The sequence below is a fragment of the Pseudomonadota bacterium genome (assembly GCA_022572885.1).
Classification (GTDB): Bacteria; Pseudomonadota; Gammaproteobacteria; order Steroidobacterales; family MnTg04; genus MnTg04.
The window spans coordinates 81,558-100,367 of the sequence record JACZVC010000008.1 but is presented as its reverse complement, the minus strand read 5'-3'; the positions used below and the strand labels follow the sequence as shown (position 1 = coordinate 100,367).

Here is an 18,810-nt window from a genome sequence, read left to right as displayed (position 1 = left end):
CATCCACGCCGACATCGGCCAGCAGCAGCCGTGTTTCCAGTTCCTCCATGACCTCGTCATCGATCTTGCCGCTCGGGACAAAGTCGGTGATATCGCGAGTCAGCCACGAGTCACCTTTATTAAGGCGTTGCCGCACTCGCTGCAAAAACCCTGCCGGGTTCTGTCGTGACTCATCCTTGGCTGCGTAGGATTTTCGTTTTAGCATCGGTGTAGAGTTTACTAACCTCTGTTAATGCTAACCAGTCGCGGGCAGGAATAAAAAAGGGCGGCCCAAAGGCCGCCCAGGGTTTTTTTATGTTCCTGCGCGAATCTACGGCTGAGTCGAGATAATCGCCGGATTGCTGATCAGGATAACCAAGCCGTCTCCCGGCAATACGCCAGGAACGCCTGCGTGGAAAACCACCGTCTGCGTCATCATCTCGATGGTTGCGGCGAGGCTGGCCGTGGGATCGAGCTGCGAGCCATGGCTGCCTTCGGTAAATCGAACCACGCCTTGCGAGACGAAATTCGGTCCCGGCGTCGAGATGCCGGGCAGCCCCATGACGTCGATCAGGCGCTCGGTCGCGCTGTTGGGTACGGTCGTATCGCCGATGACCTCGATCATGTGTACCGGCTGGCCCAGGGCGCCGGCCGCGAAATTCCACGGATCGGCCCCGTCGATAGCGGTTTGCATGTCACGGAGGGTGTTATTGAACAACGATGTGCCCGGCGTCAGGCCCTGTGCCGCAAGCGCTCCGGTAACCAGCGCGCCGAAGGATTGCGAATCCAGGGCCAGTTGCAGAATCAGGCCGCCGGGTACGCCCAGTGTCGCCGATCTGAAATCACTGCTGTGGGTCAACGCATTGATGCCGATCATGCTGCCCAGCGACTGGCCGACATAATGCACGCGGTTGCCATCGAGGTCCGCCGCATCGTTGGGGCTGCCGTTGCCATCGACATCGATGATGCCGATCGTGCGGGCCAGTGCGATCAGATCGACCGCGCCCTGGCGCCACGCGTCACGGATAGTCAGCGGGTTGCCCAGGTTGAGAAATGCGTGGAACCCCGATATGTCAATCAGCCCGTCCGGGCCCGGGGCGAAAGTCACGTTGTCGATGGCATCGAGGTCAAAAGTACGCTCGGCACCCGGCTGGAAGAATATTCCGGTGGGATCGACCAGCGGGTTCGGCTCGGTAAGTCCATGCAAGGGATGATCGATCGCTATGACCACGAAACCGGCATCGGCGAACGGTTCGGCCAGCGCCAGCATATCGGTACGGTTGCGGGTTATGCCATGCGAAAAAATGACCACGGGCCAGCCGCCTGGCGGCGGAGCTCCGACCGCCTGTATCCAGGCCGAGGTGGCGTTGGGCACGGTCATCATCAGCGGTATACCAAAGGTCGCTGTTGCGACCGGGACTGGGTTGAAGCGATGGACAAAATTGGTCGGCGTGGCCGTCGGATCCAGGGTGAATGGTGCGCCGGTCCAGAACGAAGAAACCGGATCGCCGGTTGCCGGCGTGTCGCTGTAGTAATCGACAACCAGCTGGCCGACATAGATGTCGGCATTACCGCTCGGCATCGCGCTCGGCGGCAACACGCAGGCTGTGTTCAAAGGCTCGAACGGACATCCCACCGGCGCGCCGGGGAATGGTCCGACCACGGCGCCCTGACCCACTGTCTGGGCTGCTGCTGCCGCCATGACGTTGCCGATCGACTGGGTGCGGAAATTGGCGCTGGAAATAATCGCTGCCGGGTTCATGCCGATCGCCCCGGCGATCGCCAGGTGAGCGCCGATCAGTTGCCGCAGGCCATCCAGCGTGGGGTCGGGCAGGGTGATACCGGCGAGGGCGGCATCGCGCAGCCCGGCATAATCGGTGTCCGCTGTTGCCGGGTTTCCAAGGATGTCGGTAATACCGCTGGTCATCAACACCAGGTAGGAGCTCGATGGATTGAGTGGCTTCAAAGGCCGAACCTGCAAGGTCGCCCCGCCCGCATCGAGGTCCGGTGCCAGGCCGACACTGTAGTCCACACCCGGTATCAGGCCACCGACCACACCAATGGTGGCCGTCGTGGCCAGGTCCTCAACCACTTCAAGCACATTGACCGTAACGCCGCCAATGATGGACGCGGGGTCGATGGGGGCGCTGAAATTCTGGTTGAAATACTGGGTAGTCGAAAAACCGTCGAGCGTATTTAGCGTAGCGTTCAGCGGCGATGTAGCTAGCAGCGGCAGGTTCATCGTGCCATCCGTGCTGCCGTTGAAAAACAGCGAGTTCGGGTATGGCAACGCACCCGCGGCAAGCACGTAAAGCGCCCTGAAGCCAGTCGCAGGCGGTGGCGGTGCTGTTCCTCCCGGCGGCGGTGCCGGCGCCATGCTGCCGACTATATCTTTTTTGTCCGCGTCCGAGAAACATCCAGCTAAGAAAAGACTGGCGGTGAAAAGTACCGCAGCGATACGTGGATTCATGCCTGAGCTCCTGAGGTATAACTGTTGTTTTGATTAACCCTGGCGGGCTTATTTATGCTGCTAAGATTACGCTTGTTATCTTGTAAAACGCAAGGAACAGTAGGGGCCGAATCTGGCTACAGGCGGCGGCTCCCGGCCAGAATCGAGGATCGATACTGCAGTGCAACATAGTAACTCGGGACTCCCAGGCAAGTATCGCATCATCGGCGGTCGCTGGCGCGGCAGAAAAATGGCCATTGTCGATGCTGCGGGCCTGCGGCCGACACCGGACCGGGTCCGTGAGACCTTGTTCAACTGGCTCGCAAAACCGGTCAGAAACGCCGTCTGCCTGGATTTGTTCGCCGGCAGCGGCGCGCTTGGCATCGAGGCTTTGTCGCGTGGCGCTGCGAACGTGGTTTTTGTGGAAAAAAACCGGCGGGCAACATCCCACCTCCTCGATCAGCTCGATATACTCGAGGCCGAAGCGGAAGTCGTCTGCGGTGACGCGTTGGCATACCTGCAAGGGCCGGTTCGAAAGTTCGATATCGTTTTTCTCGACCCGCCCTACCAAAGTACGTTGCTGGCCCCAGCGATGCAGGAACTTGAAGCCAATGGCTGGCTCGGCAAAGATGCCTTTGTATATGCTGAAAACCCGGCTCGCGAACCGCTATCGGGAATTCCACCTGGGTGGATGCTTTGGCGGGAGAGCAAGGCCGGCCAGGTCGGTTATTATCTGTTTCGGCGGCAACCACCGCCGGGCTGAAGGCAGACATATGAAAGCGATGTATCCGGGGACCTTCGATCCTTTTACCAACGGCCACTGCGACCTGGTGCGAAGGGCCGCGCGACTGTATGAACGGATCGTCGTCGCCGTGGCGGCCAGCCCCGGCAAGAATACCTTGTTCGATATCGAACAAAGGGTCGCACTGGCCAGTGCAGCGCTGGCCGATCTGGATAATGTAGAAGTGATCGCCTACCAGGGGTTGACTGTCGAGTTCGCACGGCAACACGATCTGGGCGTGATTATCCGCGGATTACGCGCAGTTTCCGATTTTGAATTCGAGTTTCAGCTTGCCAGCATGAACCGCAGGCTGGCCGAGGATATCGAAACGGTTTTCCTGACCCCGACCGAGCAATTTACTTTCGTGTCTTCCAGCCTGGTCCGGGAGATCGCGCAGCTCGGCGGCGACGTATCCGAATTTGTTCCGGCGGCGGTCGGCCAAGCGCTGTCGGACCTGAAGAAGGCCTGAGTACCCTTCCATGTCGCTGAAAATTACTGACGAGTGCATCAACTGCGATGTTTGCGAGCCGGAATGCCCAAACGAGGCGATTTATATGGGGCCGGTGATCTATCACATCGACCCGGCGCGATGCACCGAGTGCGTAGGGCATTTTAATGAGCCACAGTGTGTCGAAGTGTGCCCGGTGGATTGCATCCCGCTGGATCTGGACCACAAGGAAGATCGCGAACAGCTGCTGGAAAAATATCACAAGCTGACGGCGGAGCCCGGAGCATAACCCTCGCCCTAGCGTTGGCAATCCACGCAGTAATAGGAAGCCCTCTGGCCAAGAATCGTTTTCCGAACCGGTGCGGAACACCGTGGACACGGCTGGCCCGCCCGGTCATAAACGGATAATTCCTGCGCAAAATACCCCGGTGTTCCCTCGCTGCCCGTGAAATCACGCAGCGTCGTGCCACCGGCCCTGATCGCCCTGCGCAGCACGTCCTTGACCTTGCTAACCAGCAATTCCATACGTTCGAAGCTGATGCGACCCGACTGCCGGGTAGGCCGGATGCCAGCCGCGAAAAGCGCTTCGCTGGCATAAATATTACCGATACCCACCACCACCCGCCCATCCATGAGCAATGGCTTGATCGGCGTCTTGCGACGGTGAGCAAGCGCATACAGGTAAGCGCCATTGAAATCTTTGGTCAACGGTTCGGGGCCCAGGTGTCTTAGCAAGCGGTGTTTCAGAGGGTCCCTGGTGGTCCAGAGCAGGCTGCCGAACCGACGCGGGTCGGTGAAACGCAGCCCGTGGCCATTTTCCAGCCAGATATCCCAATGATCATGGCGACCGGCTGCCTCGAACCCGGCCAGGATTCGCAGGCTGCCGGACATGCCCAGGTGAATAAGCAAGGTGCCGCGATTGGTCCCGACCAGCAGATACTTGCCGCGGCGTCCGACTTCGCTAATCCTGGCGCCGGTCAGCGAATCCGCGAGCCCGCGGGTTACCGGAAAGCGGAGTCGGGTCTGGCGCAGGTCTACGCGGACGATGCGCTGGCCCCGCAGGTGCGGTTCAATGCCCCGCCGAGCGGTTTCTACCTCGGGTAGTTCCGGCATAAAAATCCTTTAATATCATCTGTTTGACCCCGCCATGCTTGTATTTTCATTGCTGTCCCGCAATATATGATGTGATTCCTTTAACCGGCAGGTGTCATACGTTATAGTGCGCGCGTTTGCGCCAACAGGACAACGAATCGATGGAATATCTGTACGGCATTCTCAATCTCGATTTCTGGGGCTATGTGATAGCCGCATTGATCATGTTTCAAGTCAGCATATTCGCGGTTACGGTTTATCTGCACCGGGACGCAACGCACCGCGCGCTGGACCTGCATCCGTGGCTGCGCCATTTTTTCCGCCTGTGGATCTGGATGACCTCGGGCATGCTGACTCGCCAGTGGGTCGCCGTACATCGCAAACACCACGCCCGTTGCGAGACCGAGGAAGACCCGCACAGCCCACAGATGGTAGGTCTGAAAAAAGTCCTGCTGGAAGGCGCCGAGTTATACAAGGTGCAGGCCAGCAACCCGGAAACGCTGGAGAAATACGGCCGCGGTTGCCCCGACGACTGGGTCGAGCGCAATGTTTACGAACGCGTGCCCTATGGCGGGATTATCCTGATGGTGCTGCTGGATCTGTTGTTGTTCGGTGTCCCGGGCATCATCATTATTGCCTTCCAGATGATTTCCATGCCGCTGTTTGCCGCCGGAATCATTAATGGCATCGGTCACTACTATGGCTACCGCAATTTCGAATGCGATGACGCTTCGACCAACATCACTCCGCTCGCGATCTTCGTTGGCGGCGAAGAGTTGCACAACAATCACCACGCATTCCCGAGTTCGGCGAAATTTTCGGTCCGCCCATGGGAATTCGATATCGGCTGGGGGTTCATCAGCATCATGAAATTCCTTGGTCTGGCCAAGGTCCGCCGCGTAGTGCCGGCGCCGGTGTTCGCGGACGAACCCGTGGCTAATCTGGAAGCCTTGCGCGCAATCATGATCAATCGCATGCATGTGCTGCGAAATTACACAAAAACAGTGACGCTGCCTGTATTTCACAAGGAATTACGCGGTGCGGACGCGGCTGACGGTTTATTGCGCCGGGCGCGCAAATTGCTGATTCGGCGACCGACGTTGCTGGATGAAAAAGCCCATGCACGCCTGCACGAGATCCTGGATAACAATCACGCACTCAAAACCGTCGTTGAGTTTCGTGAACGGCTGCGTGATCTTTGGACCGGTGCGACCGATGTCAGCAACGAGAAACTGCTCGCCCAGTTGCACGACTGGATCGCGGAAGCGGAAGCCAGCGGCATCCGTGCGTTGCAGGAATTCGCCGAAGTACTGAAAAGATATCGTCTGCAACCGGCAATGGCGATCTGACAACAGAACTCTCAAATTACAAAAAAACCCGCCAACAGGCGGGTTCTTTTTGTATCGTTTCTACTTAACTTCTACTTATTTGATCTTGGCTTCCTTGTAGATCACGTGCTTGCGGATCGTAGGGTCGTATTTTTTGATCTCGACCTTTTCCGGGTGCAAGCGCTTGTTCTTGGTCGTGGTGTAGAAATGCCCGGTTCCAGCGGACGATACCAACCTGATTTTGTCTCTCATAATTAATTCCTCATCCGCTGGCGACAGCAACAAGCCGAATCAGCCTCAGACTTTCTCACCGCGCGCGCGCAGATCGCCGATAACCTTTTCGATACCGAATTTGTCGATGATCCGCATCCCCTTGGCCGACACTTTCAGCCGGACAAAGCGTTTCTCGCTTTCCAGCCAGAAGCGATGCTTGTGCAAATTCGGCAAAAACCGGCGCTTGTTGTGGTTGTTGGCATGGGAAACATTGTTCCCGGTCATCGGTCGTTTGCCAGTGACCTGACATACTCTGGACATGGTCTTGAATCCTTCGTTTCAACGAATACCAGCCGGACCTTGCCGGGTTGGCGAAAAGCGGGACTTTATACCAGTATGGCGGGCTGCGCGCAAGAAAAACCGGGTGCTGGAGAAGGCTGATCTGGCTGTAGCCCGGCCTATAAAAACCCCTGTTCGGCGAAGGAAAAACAGGTTCCATCGCCGACCACCAGGTGATCGAGGACGCGAATATCCACCAGCGCCAGCGCATCCCGTAATCGCCGCGTGATCAGGTGGTCCGCCTGGCTGGGCTCGGCCACCCCCGACGGGTGGTTATGAGCCAGTATCATTGCGGCGGCATTGAGCCGCAGCGCTTGTTTGACGACGTCCCGCGGGTGCACGCTGGCGCCATCGATGGTGCCGCGGAAAAGGGGCTGAAAGCGAATCACCCGGTGACGATTGTCCAGGAACAGCGCACAAAACAGCTCATGGTCCAGGTCCCTGAGCTTGGCCTGCAGGAATCGGCTGGTGGCGCCGGGACTGGTCAGCTCGGGGCCGCGAGGCAGGGTTTCGGCGAGGTAGCGGCGGGATAACTCCAGCCAGGCCTGCATCTGGACGTAGCGCGCCGGGCCAAAACCCTGTTGCTCGCATACATCGTCCATTGAAGCATGAAAAAGGCCGCGCAGGCCGCCAAACCTGGACAGCAGGCTTCGCGCCAGGTCGATGGCCGATGAACCACGGCTGCCGGAGCCCAGCCAGCAGGCGAGTAACTCGGCCTCGGAGATCGCCTCTGCACCGTGTGCCAGCAGCCTCTCGCGCGGACGCTCGGTTTTTGGCCAGTCGCGAATACCCATCATCAGCTCCCTGGAAACCACCAGCCGCAAGCGTGTCATGAAGCGGCCGGGCAGACACGGTCGAAATCTGCCCGTCCGCACCTGAATGTCACTCAATTTGGCGCTTTGCTGGCGCGCGTCCCAGTGAGCAGGGATAATGCCGCTCCTATGCCTGTAGCCGGAAAAATTTTGCTGGGTGTCAGTGGTGGCATTGCCGCCTACAAGAGCCCCGACCTGGTACGTCGCCTGCGCGAGCGGGGCGCAGAAGTACGCGTCGTGATGACCGGCGGCGCGCAACGTTTCATCACCCCGCTAACCTTGCAGGCCGTATCCGGCTGGCCCGTGCGCACCGATATCTGGGATGAACAGGCAGAATCGGCGATGGGGCATATCGAACTGGCTCGCTGGGCCGATCTCATCCTGATTGCACCGGCAACCGCCAGCCTGATCGCCCGATTGGCAAGCGGCTCGGCGGACGATCTCCTGGGCACTTTGTGCCTGGCGAGCGAAGCGCCGTTGTTTCTCGCGCCAGCGATGAACCAGCAAATGTGGAGCAACCCGGCGACCCAGGCGAATTGCGCGCGGTTGCGCGAGCGCGGCATCACGCTGCTTGGTCCGGATGCGGGCGACCAGGCTTGCGGTGAAGTCGGCCCCGGGCGAATGCTGGAACCGCTGGAAATCGCCATGCGTCTGACCAGCGGCAGGGCGCTTGTCGGCAGGAAAATCGTGGTTACCGCCGGACCGACCCGGGAAGCGCTGGACCCGGTCCGCTTTATCAGCAACCGAAGTTCCGGCCGCATGGGTTTTGCGATGGCGCAGGCGGCGGCCGAGGCGGGCGCCGGTGTGATCCTGGTCAGCGGCCCGGTTTATCTGACTGCAGCGCCCGGCATCGACAGGGTCGATGTGGAAAGCGCGGAGCAAATGCGTGACGCAGTAAACGATGCGTTGTCTGGAGCGGATGTATTTATCGCGGCGGCGGCGGTATCCGATTACCAGCCGGCCTCGATTCAGACCAAAAAAATTAAAAAGGACGGAGCCGGTATGTCGATAAGCTTTATAGCCGCACCCGATATCCTGGCTGGAGTCACTGCAAGCAAGAAGCGGCCATTTTGTGTCGGCTTTGCCGCGGAAACCGACGATGTGGAGGCCAATGCGCTGGCCAAGATGAAAAACAAAGACCTGGACATGATTTTTGCGAACGAGGTGGGTCCGGGGCTCGGCTTTGAGGTGCCGGTCAATTCCCTGACAGCGTACTGGCCGGGCGGTAAAAAGCATTTTGCCACCGAGGACAAACTTATACTCGCACGCAAACTCGTCGATCTGATTGCTAGCCGTCTGGCCGGTGCAGCAAACTAGCGACAAGGAAAAACAACCGGAATGAGTAAAATAAAGCTAAAAATCATGGATGCCAGGATTGGTGGCGAGTACCCGATACCGGCGCCGGCGACCGCAGGATCTGCCGGCGTTGACTTGCGTGCCTGCCTGGACGAGCCGCTATTGCTGGAGCCGGGTCAGACCGAACTGATCCCGACCGGTATTGCGATACACCTGGACGATCCGGGTCTTGCGGCGGTGTTGCTGCCGCGGTCCGGGCTTGGACACAAGCACGGTATCGTCCTCGGTAATCTCACCGGTTTGATCGACTCGGATTACCAGGGGCAGATTTTTGTTTCCTGCTGGAATCGCAGCCCCAAGCCGTTCACGATAGAACCAGGGGAACGAATTGCGCAGATGGTCATATTGCCGATCGTTCACGCCGAGTTCGAAGTGGTGGAAGAGTTCGTCGAGAGCGCACGCGGAGCCGGAGGTTTCGGCCACTCAGGCCGTCATTAGCCTGCAAATCACCATTTATCACGGACCGAATTAGCCTGCGGTTTTTTTATTCGATTCCCTTCAGATCCTTGAAGCGCTCGATATCCCTGTCGAACATGGCAACCATGCTGCCCTGCTCCTCACGCTTGGTCTGCAGGTTGGACTCGTACTGTACGACCGCCTCCAGGGTTTGCACCATCTCCATCGCCAGGTTTTCCGGCAACGGGGGCAGATCGGAGTCGAGATCATAGGGGTAGTTGAATTTGGTGGCTTCTTCCTGCAGTCCCCTGAGCCTGGCGTTTAGCGTGCCAAGGTATTGTTCGGTGACCATGGACTGGGCTCGCAGCAATTCCAGGCGACGGTCGCGCAGCCGCTCGATTTCCTCGACAGAAAGATAAGTGCTTAGCAATACAGAATCGCGGGCCTGCCGCTTCGCTTTGTTCCTGGCGATGCGCTCCTGTTCGATCCGGATGCGCGCCTGCTCCGCGAGTTGCTCTGGCGTCCGGTAACCCTGGATGGTGTTGATGGTGACGCCCTGGCTATTGAGAACCTGCTGATCCTGCCTCGCGTACTCGGACGGTACGGTGTCGCCATAATGGACGATGCCGTTGTCATCGACCCAGCGATAGGTATCGGCGGCGGTCGCAGTCCCGGCCAGGACCAGGCACGCCAAAACGATCAAACTGTAAAACGCTTTACTTTTCATAGGGTTCGTATACCACAGTCCTGGCGATTCCAAAGACCCTCAGTTCACAGTTTTGCCAAAAACGGTTTCAGGCTCCGGCTTTGCTGCCGTACTGGTCCCGATACCTGCTGACTGCGGCCAGTGTTGCCTCGTGATTGATATCGCCTGCCAGCATGGCGATCAGGTCTGACAGGCCGGCAATTCGAATGACTTCCATCCCCAGTTCCTCTTCGACCTCCTGTACCGCTGATAATTCCCCTTGGCCGCGTTCCTCGCGGTCCAGCGCAATGGCGACGCCCACTGCCTCGGCCCCGGCATTGCGAATGATTGCTACAGCCTCGCGTATAGCCGTTCCCGCAGTAATGACATCGTCCAGGATCAATACTCGTCCGGCCAGCGGCGCACCAATTATATCACCGCCTTCGCCATGCTCCTTGGCCTCCTTCCGGTTGTAGGCCCACACCGGGTCGCGATCGAACTTCTCCGCCAGCGCTGCCACGGTGACCGCGGCAAGCGGAATGCCCTTGTAAGCGGGGCCAAACAACATGTCGAACTGCAGGCCGGATTCGACGATGGATTGCGCGTAGCAACGGCCCAGCACCGCCATCGCGCGGCCGCTGCAAAAAAGACCCGCGTTAAAAAAATACGGGCTGACCCGGCCCGATTTAAGCGTGAACTCCCCGAAACGTAACGCACCTGTTTCAATAGCCAGGTCGAGAAATTCTTGTTGGTGAGCTTTCACAATCTTCCCGCTGCATGTGGGACACCAGGCCGCTATGATACACGCTCCCATTTTCCGGAGGACAGTTTTGGCAAATCGATTTCGGGTGATCTCAATCAATGTCAACGGCATCAGGGCGGCTGCCCGCAAGGGTTTCTTTGACTGGATGGCGGCACAAAAACCGGATGTCGTATGCGCCCAGGAAATCAGGGCGCAGACCCACCAGCTCGACGACCCGGTGTTTAGTCCAGCCGGTTATCATTGCGAGTATCTCGACGCGCAAAAGAAAGGCTACAGTGGTGTTGCGATTTATTCGCGGCGCAAGCCCGACAAAATTATCCACGGGCTGGGCTGGCCGGAATTCGACCACGAGGCGCGCTACCTGGAAGCACAGTTCGGTAAACTGAGCGTAGTTTCGCTGTATCTCCCCTCCGGTTCATCCAGTGAGGAACGCCAGGCAAAGAAATTCCGCTTTCTGGATTTGCTCATGCCGCACCTCAAGAAGCTCAGAAGAAAGCGCCGCGAATACATACTCTGTGGCGACTGGAATATCGCTCACCGGGAGATAGACCTCAAAAACTGGAAGGCCAACCAAAAGAATTCAGGTTTCCTGCCCGAGGAACGTGCCTGGATGGATCAATTGTTTGCAGAGGGGTATGTCGATGCCTTTCGCGAAATCAACTCCGAGGCGGAGCAATATACCTGGTGGTCGAATCGTGGCCGCGCGTGGGATAATAATGTAGGGTGGCGCATCGATTACCAGGTCGTCACGCCAGGATTGCGAGAAAGGATCATTAGCACCGATATCTACAAAGCAGAGCGTTTCTCCGATCATGCGCCGCTGACGATGGACTATCAGATTGACTATGGGTGACGGCGCAGCTGCGGAGAACTCATCGACGCAAAGGGCGAGAGCGTCGACTGGCTCCTGGTGGCAGTCCATCAAGGAGTATGGTCATCCGCGTGTTGTCGGGATGCTGTTTCTTGGATTCTCTGCGGGGTTACCGTTCCTCCTCGTTTTCTCGACCATGTCCGCATGGTTGCACGACGTTGGCGTCAGCCGTACTACTATTGGATTTTTCGGCTGGATAGGTATTACCTACTCGATCAAACTCATTTGGTCGCCACTTGTCGACCGTCTCCCGGTTCCATTTCTGACCAGGAAACTCGGTAAGCGGCGCAGCTGGATGTTGGTTGGACAACTGGGCATCACACTCGGTCTGATAACGATGTCGCTGATAAATCCGCTGTCGAATCTCGCCTTATTTGCCTTTGTTGCGTTTTTTGTAGCGTTTTCATCCGCCACCCAGGATGTCGCATTGGACGCCTACAGGATCGAGGCGGTGGATAGCCGTTATCAGGGACCGATGGCGTCGAATTACCAGACAGGCTATCGCGTTGGCGTGCTAATGGCAGGGGCCGGGGTGTTGTTCATCGCTGATGTCAGCAACTTTGAGATTGCCTACGTCGCGATGGCCCTGTTAATGCTCGTCGGTATCATTACTGTTCTGCTAATCGATGAGCCGGAAGTCAACCTCGATGCCGCGAAAGCCCGTGAAGTAGACCTCCTGCAAGCGATCTCCGATCACGTACCCAGAAGCAATCAACTCAGCGAAATCCAGAAATGGATTCTCGGTGCCATTGTGTGTCCGTTTCTGGACTTCTTTCGACGTGTCGGTTGGTGGGCGTTGGCTATACTTGCCTTCGTTGCGGTCTATCGGATTGGCGATCTCGTCATGGGAATCATGGCCAATCCGTTTTATCTGGACCTGGGTTTTACGAAATCAGAGATAGCTGCAATCAGCAAACTATTTGGATTTGCCATGACCGTGACCGGGGCAATCGTCGGCGGTTTGGCTGCCGCCCGCTACAGCGCCGCGCGAATGCTCATCATTGGCGCAATTCTGGTAGCCGGGACCAACCTCTTGTTCGCTGAGTTGGCAGTGCTTGGTGCAGACCGGTCATTCCTTGTAGTAACCATATCGGCTGATAACTTCAGTGCTGGATTCGCCGGGTCCGTATTTATCGCATTCCTGTCGAGCCTGACCAGTACCAAGTACACGGCGACACAGTATGCATTGTTCTCATCGCTGATGACTCTGCCCGGTAAGATTATCAGTGGCTATAGTGGGATGCTTGTCGATAAGTATGATTACCAGTGGTTCTTTCATTACGCAGCGGCAATGGGAATTCCGGCGATTGGCTTGTCACTCGTAATGATGTGGTGGTCCGCAAATGCAGCGCAGAAAAATGGCTGAAACGGAACTGCAGGAAGTCACCGCCTGTCGCCTGACTGAACTCGACGATCCCGGCAGCAGGGAAGGTGCCTAGGATGCGGCCATGGGCCAATGGTAAGGTATTGGCGGCGGTCTGTGCAGGAAGGGATTCGACAAACACAGTGGAACGCATCGGCAAACAGCAGGTAGCGCTGCTATCGGATATCGCCGACCCGGGATAATGGCCTGATCATGTGCGCCGGGCATGGCGCCTTGTTCGAGATCGATTCAGGGCTTTGCGTCGCGGGCGCTTGCCTGTGGGCCAGTCTGACCTCGCTGGACGTAGAAGTTACCGATGGAAGAGTGCTGGTCGGGTTGCCGGCTCCGGCCAAGACCAAAACATAGTTTGCCGCCGCGCGCGTGCGCCTATCTCAACCGGTTCGCCTGGTATCAATCTGCGTGGTCAACGTAATCCATCGCCGTAAACCAGTCCTGGCTTTTTGCGCCGTCCTGGTCCTGCACCTTGTCTGCCGGGTCTATATCGAGCGAACCCGACCAGTCTTCAGGCGCTTCAGCTGACAAGAAAACTGAGCCATGCCAAGCATCGATATCCAGTTCTTCCACAGTTCCGTCAAAATGCTGAATCTCGATACTGCCGTCATCGTCGTCGGTGGCCACTACCTCAAAAATCGGGCCACCCGGGCGACGATACCAGTTACCGATAATTGGATATACAGTCTTCATGACTGTCCGCCATTATCGCCCCAGCGACTGACACCACGTTTTTCGCGGCGCCAGAACGCAGTCCATGTTTCTACCGCAGGGTCTGCGATCGAGAATATTTACGCGCGCGCAAACCCCTTGCAAAGTAAATATACCCCGAGCAAGAGTTGGTGGAAACAAAATTCGGAATGGTGCAGGGCGTCATGGCTGAATGGCCGATCAAAATCCTGGTGGCGCTCGCGGTCCAGTACGTGGTGGGCGGAATCCAGGCGATCTTTATATGGCGGTCTCGGCTTTGCGATAGCGCAAATCCCAGACGTCGTGGCCAAGCCGCTGGCCGCGTGCCTCAAACTTGGTCAGCGTGCGGCTGTCCAGCCGGTCGCTGAAGCAACCGGCTCCGGATTCGTTGATCAAATCCGCGCAGCCATCCAGCGTCGCGAGCATATGTTCGGCATAGGGCTGCCAGTCGGTCGCCAGGTGGAAAAACGCCCCGGGCCGCATTTTCCCCACGACCATGTTGACGAAATCCGCTTGCACGATGCGGCGTTTGTGATGCCGTTTCTTGGGCCAGGGGTCGGGGAAAAACAAGTTGACTCCAGCCAGGCTGTTATCCGGCACCTGGTCGCGCAGCACTTCAACCGCATCGTGGCGGCTGATGCGGATATTTTTTAGTTCGAGTTGGCGAATCGTAATCAGCAAGTGACCGACACCCGGCGGATGCACCTCGATCCCAAGGAAATTGACTTCCTGCTCGTCGGCGGCCTGTTGCGCCAGGCTTTCACCGTTACCGAATCCAATTTCGACGACGACCGACGCCGGGCGCCCAAAAAGCCGGGTGAAATCAAGCGGATTCTTGCCATAGTCCACGCCAAAGACCGGCCAAAGGTCGGTTATTGCGCGTGACTGGGATTCGGTCATGCGGCCTATCCGCATTACGAAGCTGCGTACGGTTCGCTGGCGGTCTTCGGTCAAGCGAATTCCTCAAAAACGTTGCCTTCGATCGGGGATGACACGGACCAATTGCCGGGCAGTTCCTTGGTCTTGCCAATGAGTTGGATCAACATGATGTCAGAATTACGGCACCGTCATGGTGACGGTAGATAGCGAATACAATACACGGAGCCGCTCGCTGCGATTGACGATATAACCCGAAGACAGGGGGTCGGCGTCATCGATCGAAATGTCGAATACTTTCGCGCCGGTAGTCGTATCGACTTCAATGACACGCGCGGACGAGCGGCAAATCGCCAGGTTTTCACTGGGAACCCCATTTTCCTCGCACAGGCCGCCAAAGGTTATCAGTGTGTTGCCCAATGGCAGGCGGTCGGCATCGCCGGCAAAGGACGAATACAGCGATTCACCGCTTTGCGCGAGACCCCATTCCCAGACCTGGGAAATGATCATCGTGTCTGTGTCGATCGCATACTCGACGGCGCGGCTGGAATTGGCATTCGCGCTCACGATTGGCTCGCCGGTGAATGGGCTGGCGCGGCGGTTGCCGTTGTCGAACATGATCAGGTTGTCGCCGGTGATTTCGACGGCGTGCTGATGGTAAGGCCAGGCAAAGACGCCGCCATCGGGCGTTAGCAGAAATTGCTCAAAGCCCTGCCAGTTTGCGGGGTTGCCCAGGATCCAGATCAGCGTACCGTCGGCACGAGAGAAATTCACCACGGCGTCCTGATGTTTCAGCGACACGATCAGGTTGTCTGTGGTTACGTCATAGGCGATCGAATTGACATGAGCCCAGTCGGCCGCCGCCGGTAATCCCGACGTGCCGTCATAGCCGATGCGTGTCGGCTTGAGCATATCGAGAAAATCCCAGCGGTTGAGAATATTGCCGTCGAGATCGATTTCGATGATCGGCTCGTCCAAAACGTTTACGGTCCCGGTCACCAAGGGGTCGTTCTCGTCCAGCGGAAAGTTATCGACGGTACGCGACGCATCACGGATGCTGGTGAAGTACTGGGAGAACAGGTCGTGTTTGACGACTTCGTCGTGAAATTCGGCCACATCGACAGGGATGCTGCTGCCGGTCGCGGGATGCGACTGCGCCGAATGCAGGGAGTTAACCACCTCGCCTCTTTCATTGATGAACTGGATCAGGCCTGACCCCTCGTCGATGGACAGGAATTCACCCGATGCGACGCGCTCGGTCTCCGACAGCGAACTGGTCTGGAAATACCAGACGACTTCCGCCGCGTCGTCCACGATGACGATAAACGCCGCGCTGCCGTCCTTGCGCCCGGTATCCATCAGCGTGAAACCTGGTTCCATCAGGGCGGGGTCACCCGACAGCAAACTGATTACCGGGAAGTTTGCCGGTAGCGGCGGTGTAGTAACTTGCAGTTGTGTCGTGGATTCCAGGGTGATGCCGTCAAGCGTGTGTGCGGTGACGTTCACTGTATAAGTCCGGTCGGGGCGCATCCCGAGTACGGTCAGAACGTGGTCGCGTTGCTGTCGGCCGAATTCGATCGTATATGCATGGCCCATGCCGTCGTCCAGCACCGCCGTGATCGCGGTAAACAGGTTGGTGGAGACAGTCAGCTCCCAGGCGTGCGCAAGCGTAGCAACGGGGCTTACCGCCGGTTCCGTATTGAATAGCAACTCCGGTAGCGGCTGATCGGTGTCGCCGCATGAGACCAGCGCAGAAGACAACAGCAGGGCAGTCAGAATTTTTGCGAACTTGTCAGTCATTCATTTTCCTTTGACAGCGGGAATCCAATAATTATCGCCCTGGGCCAGTCAGCACACGGACCCAATATCTCCTACGGGGGCCGGCGATGATACCTCCGTACAGCCCGTTGCCGCCAGTTTAATGAAGGCAAATAGCCGATTTTTAGCGTGCCGCCAAGCCAGACCGCCAATCCGCTGTTTTGTTGCCGATGCCACGCAATCGTATGGAGCCCGAGCGGCGTATCGTTGGTGAAATCGAGGCCCCGTGCGAGGTCGGGTGCAATGCGCGGTGTACACGGCTGTTATATAGTCGCGCCACCGGCTCGTGCGGGCAGCGGAAACGGGCAGATAAATGACAGGAAAGGACGATCGGATCGCCGGGGCGATGCAGCAAGCCATCGCGCTGCACCAGGGCGGCCGGGTAAGCGATGCGATCCCTGTTTATCAGCAGGTTCTTGCCAGCGAGCCCGAGAATCCGGATGCCTTGCATCTGCTCGGTCTTGCAATGCGCCAGCATGGTGATGCCGATGGCGCGATTCCCTATCTCGAAAAAGCGATCGCCATACAGGGCGACATTGCGGCGATGCATTCAAACCTTGGCAACGCGTATCGCGATACGGGGCGCGACGAACACGCATTTCAGGAATATCGCAAGGCGGTGGAACTGGATCCCCGCCACCAGGATGCCTGGTACAACCTCGGCATCGTTTGCCATTCGCTGGGTAAATCGGAACAGGCTATAGCTGCGTACGACCGTGCGTTGTCAATCAACCCTGGCGATGCCGAGGCTTTGCACAACAAGGCGATCGTGTTGCACGGCCAGCAAAAATCGGCCGCCGCAATTGCGGGTTTCCAGGCTGCTATACAGGTTAAGCCCGGATACGCCGCGGCCCATCACCACCTTGCCAATGCGCTGGACCACGCCGGCCGCCACGATGAGGCCATTAGCGCATACCGGGCGGCGGTACGGATGGAGCCGGGCACCTTGCGCTTCTGGGCCGGGCTGGCCCAGGCGATGCGGGCCACGGAATTTTCCGGTTTCGATGCCGACCTGAAATCGCTGTTGATCGATTGCTTTGCAAAAGACGGGATCGATTATCAACACCTGGCGCTGCCGGCTCTCAGCCTGCTCAAAAAGGACCCGAGCGTCGGTGGCGCATTCACGTTGCCGGCCGATTGGGCGGACCAGGACGACGCCGCGATCGTACTCGACGATCTGACCGGGAGACTGGCCGATCCGTTAATGCAGGCGCTGCTTGGCCATTGCATCGTTGGCGATGAAAAGCTGGAGTATTTGCTGAGCGGGTGCAGACACGCATTGCTCGATAAATTCTCAGATCGGCCCGCTGCCGGCCTGGAATCGAGCCGCTTGTGCGAAACGCTGGCAACACAGTGCTGGCTCAACGAATTCGTTTGGCGGGTCAGCGATCGGGAACAGCAGAAAACGCTGGCGCTGGCAACCGATTTGAAATCATCGCTAAGCCAAGCTGATGCGGTACCGGCGGGCGTGTTTCTGCTGGCATGTTACGCGCCGCTCGAGTATTGGTTTGACGCGGCCAAAATACACGATCTGGCCCGCAGGTCTGGCAACAAAGCGTTGCAAGCATTGGCGCGCACCCAGATCACCGAACCGCAAACAGAAGCGGACCTGGCTAAGGACATTCCTCGAATCGGCGATATCAGCGACGATGTCTCGTTAGCGGTGCAACGTCAGTATGAAGAGAATCCGTACCCGCGGTGGTCGGAATACACCGCGGCGGAGGGAAGGAGCGTCGCCGATGTCATGCGACAGGTTTTCCCGGGCCGGGGATTTTCGGAGTTTACATCACAGCGCGAGCCGCGGATACTCGTTGCCGGGTGCGGCACCGGTCGCAATGCATTTGAAACCGCCGCCAGGTTTGCCGGTGCGACGACCCTGGCGATAGACCTCAGTATGGCAAGCCTCGCCTTCGCCCGCCGCAAAGCCGATGAACTGGATATCGAGGATGTCGAGTTTGCCCAGGCGGATGTGCTTGAGCTGGCTATGCTCGATGAATGTTTCGATATTATCGACTGCAGCGGCGTGCTGCATCATATGGCGGAGCCAAAAAAGGGCTGGGCGGTACTCGGCGGCTTGTTAGAACCGGGTGGTCTGATGCGCATCGGCCTGTACAGCGATCTGGCCAGGCGGCCGGTGGTCGCGGCGCGCGCATTGATCGAGGGGGGCGATTTTCAAGCCACACGCGACGGAATTCGGCGTTGCCGGCAGGCAATTTTTTCACTGGCCACCGATCACCCGGCGCGACCAGTGGCGCAAAGTCGCGATTTCTTCAATCTGTCCCTGTGCCGCGACTTGTTGTTTCACGTCCAGGAGCATTGCTTCACGCTGCCGCAAATCAAAGAAATTCTCGCCGGCCTCGACCTCGAATTCCTGGGTTTTGAACACGGCTTCGCGAGTACCGGGCAACAATACCTTGACGCCTATCCGGATGACCCGGGCATGACCAGCCTCGACAACTGGCATGAATTCGAGCAACTGCATCCCGAGACCTTTGTCGGTATGTACCAGTTCTGGTTACGCAAGACCTGACTTTGGCGA

The 18,810-nt window shown here is 57.9% G+C and carries 20 protein-coding genes; 9 read left to right on the top strand and 11 right to left on the bottom strand.

From position 1 onward, the window contains the following. Together IIA05_04700 and IIA05_04695 are read right to left on the bottom strand one after the other, a co-directional pair. The coding region (locus tag IIA05_04700; protein MCH9026401.1) for a signal recognition particle receptor subunit alpha at positions 1 to 205 on the bottom strand (205 nt) is incomplete at its 3' end. 105 nt (positions 206 to 310) lie between these two features. Then, positions 311 to 2,449 carry an Ig-like domain-containing protein gene (locus tag IIA05_04695; protein MCH9026400.1) on the bottom strand — a complete coding sequence of 713 codons (2,139 nt, stop codon included), beginning with the start codon at positions 2,447 to 2,449 and terminating at the stop codon, positions 311 to 313. A gap of 229 nt (positions 2,450 to 2,678) precedes the next feature. Here IIA05_04695 and rsmD point away from each other — a divergent pair, with 229 nt between their 5' ends. From rsmD to IIA05_04680, 3 genes are read left to right on the top strand one after another with little or no spacing between them, the layout of a single operon-like run. Then, the gene (gene rsmD / locus IIA05_04690; protein MCH9026399.1) at positions 2,679 to 3,191 is read left to right on the top strand and encodes a 16S rRNA (guanine(966)-N(2))-methyltransferase RsmD; all 513 of its coding nucleotides are present in this window, start codon (positions 2,679 to 2,681) and stop codon (positions 3,189 to 3,191) included. 10 nt (positions 3,192 to 3,201) lie between these two features. Continuing rightward, on the top strand, positions 3,202 to 3,678 hold the full coding sequence (gene coaD / locus IIA05_04685) for a pantetheine-phosphate adenylyltransferase (GenBank protein MCH9026398.1): 477 nt from the start codon (positions 3,202 to 3,204) through the stop codon (positions 3,676 to 3,678). Between the two features lie 10 nt (positions 3,679 to 3,688). Further along, complete coding sequence (locus tag IIA05_04680) at positions 3,689 to 3,946, top strand: YfhL family 4Fe-4S dicluster ferredoxin (protein MCH9026397.1); 258 nt, start codon at positions 3,689 to 3,691, stop codon at positions 3,944 to 3,946. An 8-nt stretch (positions 3,947 to 3,954) separates the two neighbouring features. Here IIA05_04680 and mutM read toward each other — a convergent pair whose 3' ends face one another. Next, a complete protein-coding gene (gene mutM, locus IIA05_04675; GenBank protein ID MCH9026396.1) occupies positions 3,955 to 4,770 on the bottom strand; it encodes a bifunctional DNA-formamidopyrimidine glycosylase/DNA-(apurinic or apyrimidinic site) lyase in 816 nt (271 codons plus the stop codon). Positions 4,771 to 4,910: 140 nt separating this feature from the next. Here mutM and IIA05_04670 point away from each other — a divergent pair, with 140 nt between their 5' ends. After that, positions 4,911 to 6,098, top strand: coding sequence for a fatty acid desaturase (locus tag IIA05_04670; GenBank protein ID MCH9026395.1), 1,188 nt, complete (start codon positions 4,911 to 4,913; stop codon positions 6,096 to 6,098). A gap of 75 nt (positions 6,099 to 6,173) precedes the next feature. Here the strand turns inward: IIA05_04670 and rpmG are convergent, their stop codons facing one another. The 3 genes from rpmG to radC form a co-directional block, all read right to left on the bottom strand. Beyond that, positions 6,174 to 6,329: a 50S ribosomal protein L33 gene (rpmG, locus tag IIA05_04665; protein MCH9026394.1), complete on the bottom strand. Its 156-nt coding sequence runs from the start codon at positions 6,327 to 6,329 to the stop codon at positions 6,174 to 6,176. A gap of 45 nt (positions 6,330 to 6,374) precedes the next feature. Next, the gene (gene rpmB, locus IIA05_04660) at positions 6,375 to 6,611 is read right to left on the bottom strand and encodes a 50S ribosomal protein L28 (protein MCH9026393.1); all 237 of its coding nucleotides are present in this window, start codon (positions 6,609 to 6,611) and stop codon (positions 6,375 to 6,377) included. 137 nt (positions 6,612 to 6,748) lie between these two features. Further along, positions 6,749 to 7,423 (bottom strand): DNA repair protein RadC, encoded by a 675-nt coding sequence (radC, locus tag IIA05_04655; protein ID MCH9026392.1) that lies wholly within the window; start codon positions 7,421 to 7,423, stop codon positions 6,749 to 6,751. A gap of 147 nt (positions 7,424 to 7,570) precedes the next feature. On the opposite strand from radC, the gene coaBC reads away from it, so the two are divergent. Further along, entirely contained in the window at positions 7,571 to 8,758 is a 1,188-nt protein-coding gene (coaBC, locus tag IIA05_04650; GenBank protein ID MCH9026391.1) for a bifunctional phosphopantothenoylcysteine decarboxylase/phosphopantothenate--cysteine ligase CoaBC, read from the top strand. A gap of 21 nt (positions 8,759 to 8,779) precedes the next feature. Beyond that, positions 8,780 to 9,235 carry a dUTP diphosphatase gene (gene dut, locus IIA05_04645; protein MCH9026390.1) on the top strand — a complete coding sequence of 152 codons (456 nt, stop codon included), beginning with the start codon at positions 8,780 to 8,782 and terminating at the stop codon, positions 9,233 to 9,235. Between the two features lie 46 nt (positions 9,236 to 9,281). Here dut and IIA05_04640 read toward each other — a convergent pair whose 3' ends face one another. Then, entirely contained in the window at positions 9,282 to 9,920 is a 639-nt protein-coding gene (locus tag IIA05_04640) for a DUF4124 domain-containing protein (GenBank protein ID MCH9026389.1), read from the bottom strand. A 67-nt stretch (positions 9,921 to 9,987) separates the two neighbouring features. Then, positions 9,988 to 10,641 (bottom strand): orotate phosphoribosyltransferase, encoded by a 654-nt coding sequence (gene pyrE / locus IIA05_04635; GenBank protein ID MCH9026388.1) that lies wholly within the window; start codon positions 10,639 to 10,641, stop codon positions 9,988 to 9,990. A 34-nt stretch (positions 10,642 to 10,675) separates the two neighbouring features. Here pyrE and xth point away from each other — a divergent pair, with 34 nt between their 5' ends. Continuing rightward, the gene (gene xth, locus IIA05_04630) at positions 10,676 to 11,494 is read left to right on the top strand and encodes an exodeoxyribonuclease III (GenBank protein ID MCH9026387.1); all 819 of its coding nucleotides are present in this window, start codon (positions 10,676 to 10,678) and stop codon (positions 11,492 to 11,494) included. Positions 11,495 to 11,594: 100 nt separating this feature from the next. After that, positions 11,595 to 12,878 carry an MFS transporter gene (locus IIA05_04625; protein ID MCH9026386.1) on the top strand — a complete coding sequence of 428 codons (1,284 nt, stop codon included), beginning with the start codon at positions 11,595 to 11,597 and terminating at the stop codon, positions 12,876 to 12,878. Between the two features lie 408 nt (positions 12,879 to 13,286). Here the strand turns inward: IIA05_04625 and IIA05_04620 are convergent, their stop codons facing one another. The 3 genes from IIA05_04620 to IIA05_04610 form a co-directional block, all read right to left on the bottom strand. Beyond that, positions 13,287 to 13,580 (bottom strand): hypothetical protein, encoded by a 294-nt coding sequence (locus IIA05_04620; GenBank protein MCH9026385.1) that lies wholly within the window; start codon positions 13,578 to 13,580, stop codon positions 13,287 to 13,289. A 255-nt stretch (positions 13,581 to 13,835) separates the two neighbouring features. Next, positions 13,836 to 14,537 carry a tRNA (guanosine(46)-N7)-methyltransferase TrmB gene (gene trmB / locus IIA05_04615; protein MCH9026384.1) on the bottom strand — a complete coding sequence of 234 codons (702 nt, stop codon included), beginning with the start codon at positions 14,535 to 14,537 and terminating at the stop codon, positions 13,836 to 13,838. 96 nt (positions 14,538 to 14,633) lie between these two features. After that, complete coding sequence (locus IIA05_04610) at positions 14,634 to 16,253, bottom strand: aryl-sulfate sulfotransferase (protein ID MCH9026383.1); 1,620 nt, start codon at positions 16,251 to 16,253, stop codon at positions 14,634 to 14,636. A 331-nt stretch (positions 16,254 to 16,584) separates the two neighbouring features. Here IIA05_04610 and IIA05_04605 point away from each other — a divergent pair, with 331 nt between their 5' ends. Next, entirely contained in the window at positions 16,585 to 18,801 is a 2,217-nt protein-coding gene (locus tag IIA05_04605) for a tetratricopeptide repeat protein (GenBank protein MCH9026382.1), read from the top strand. Positions 18,802 to 18,810: the final 9 nt, after the last annotated feature.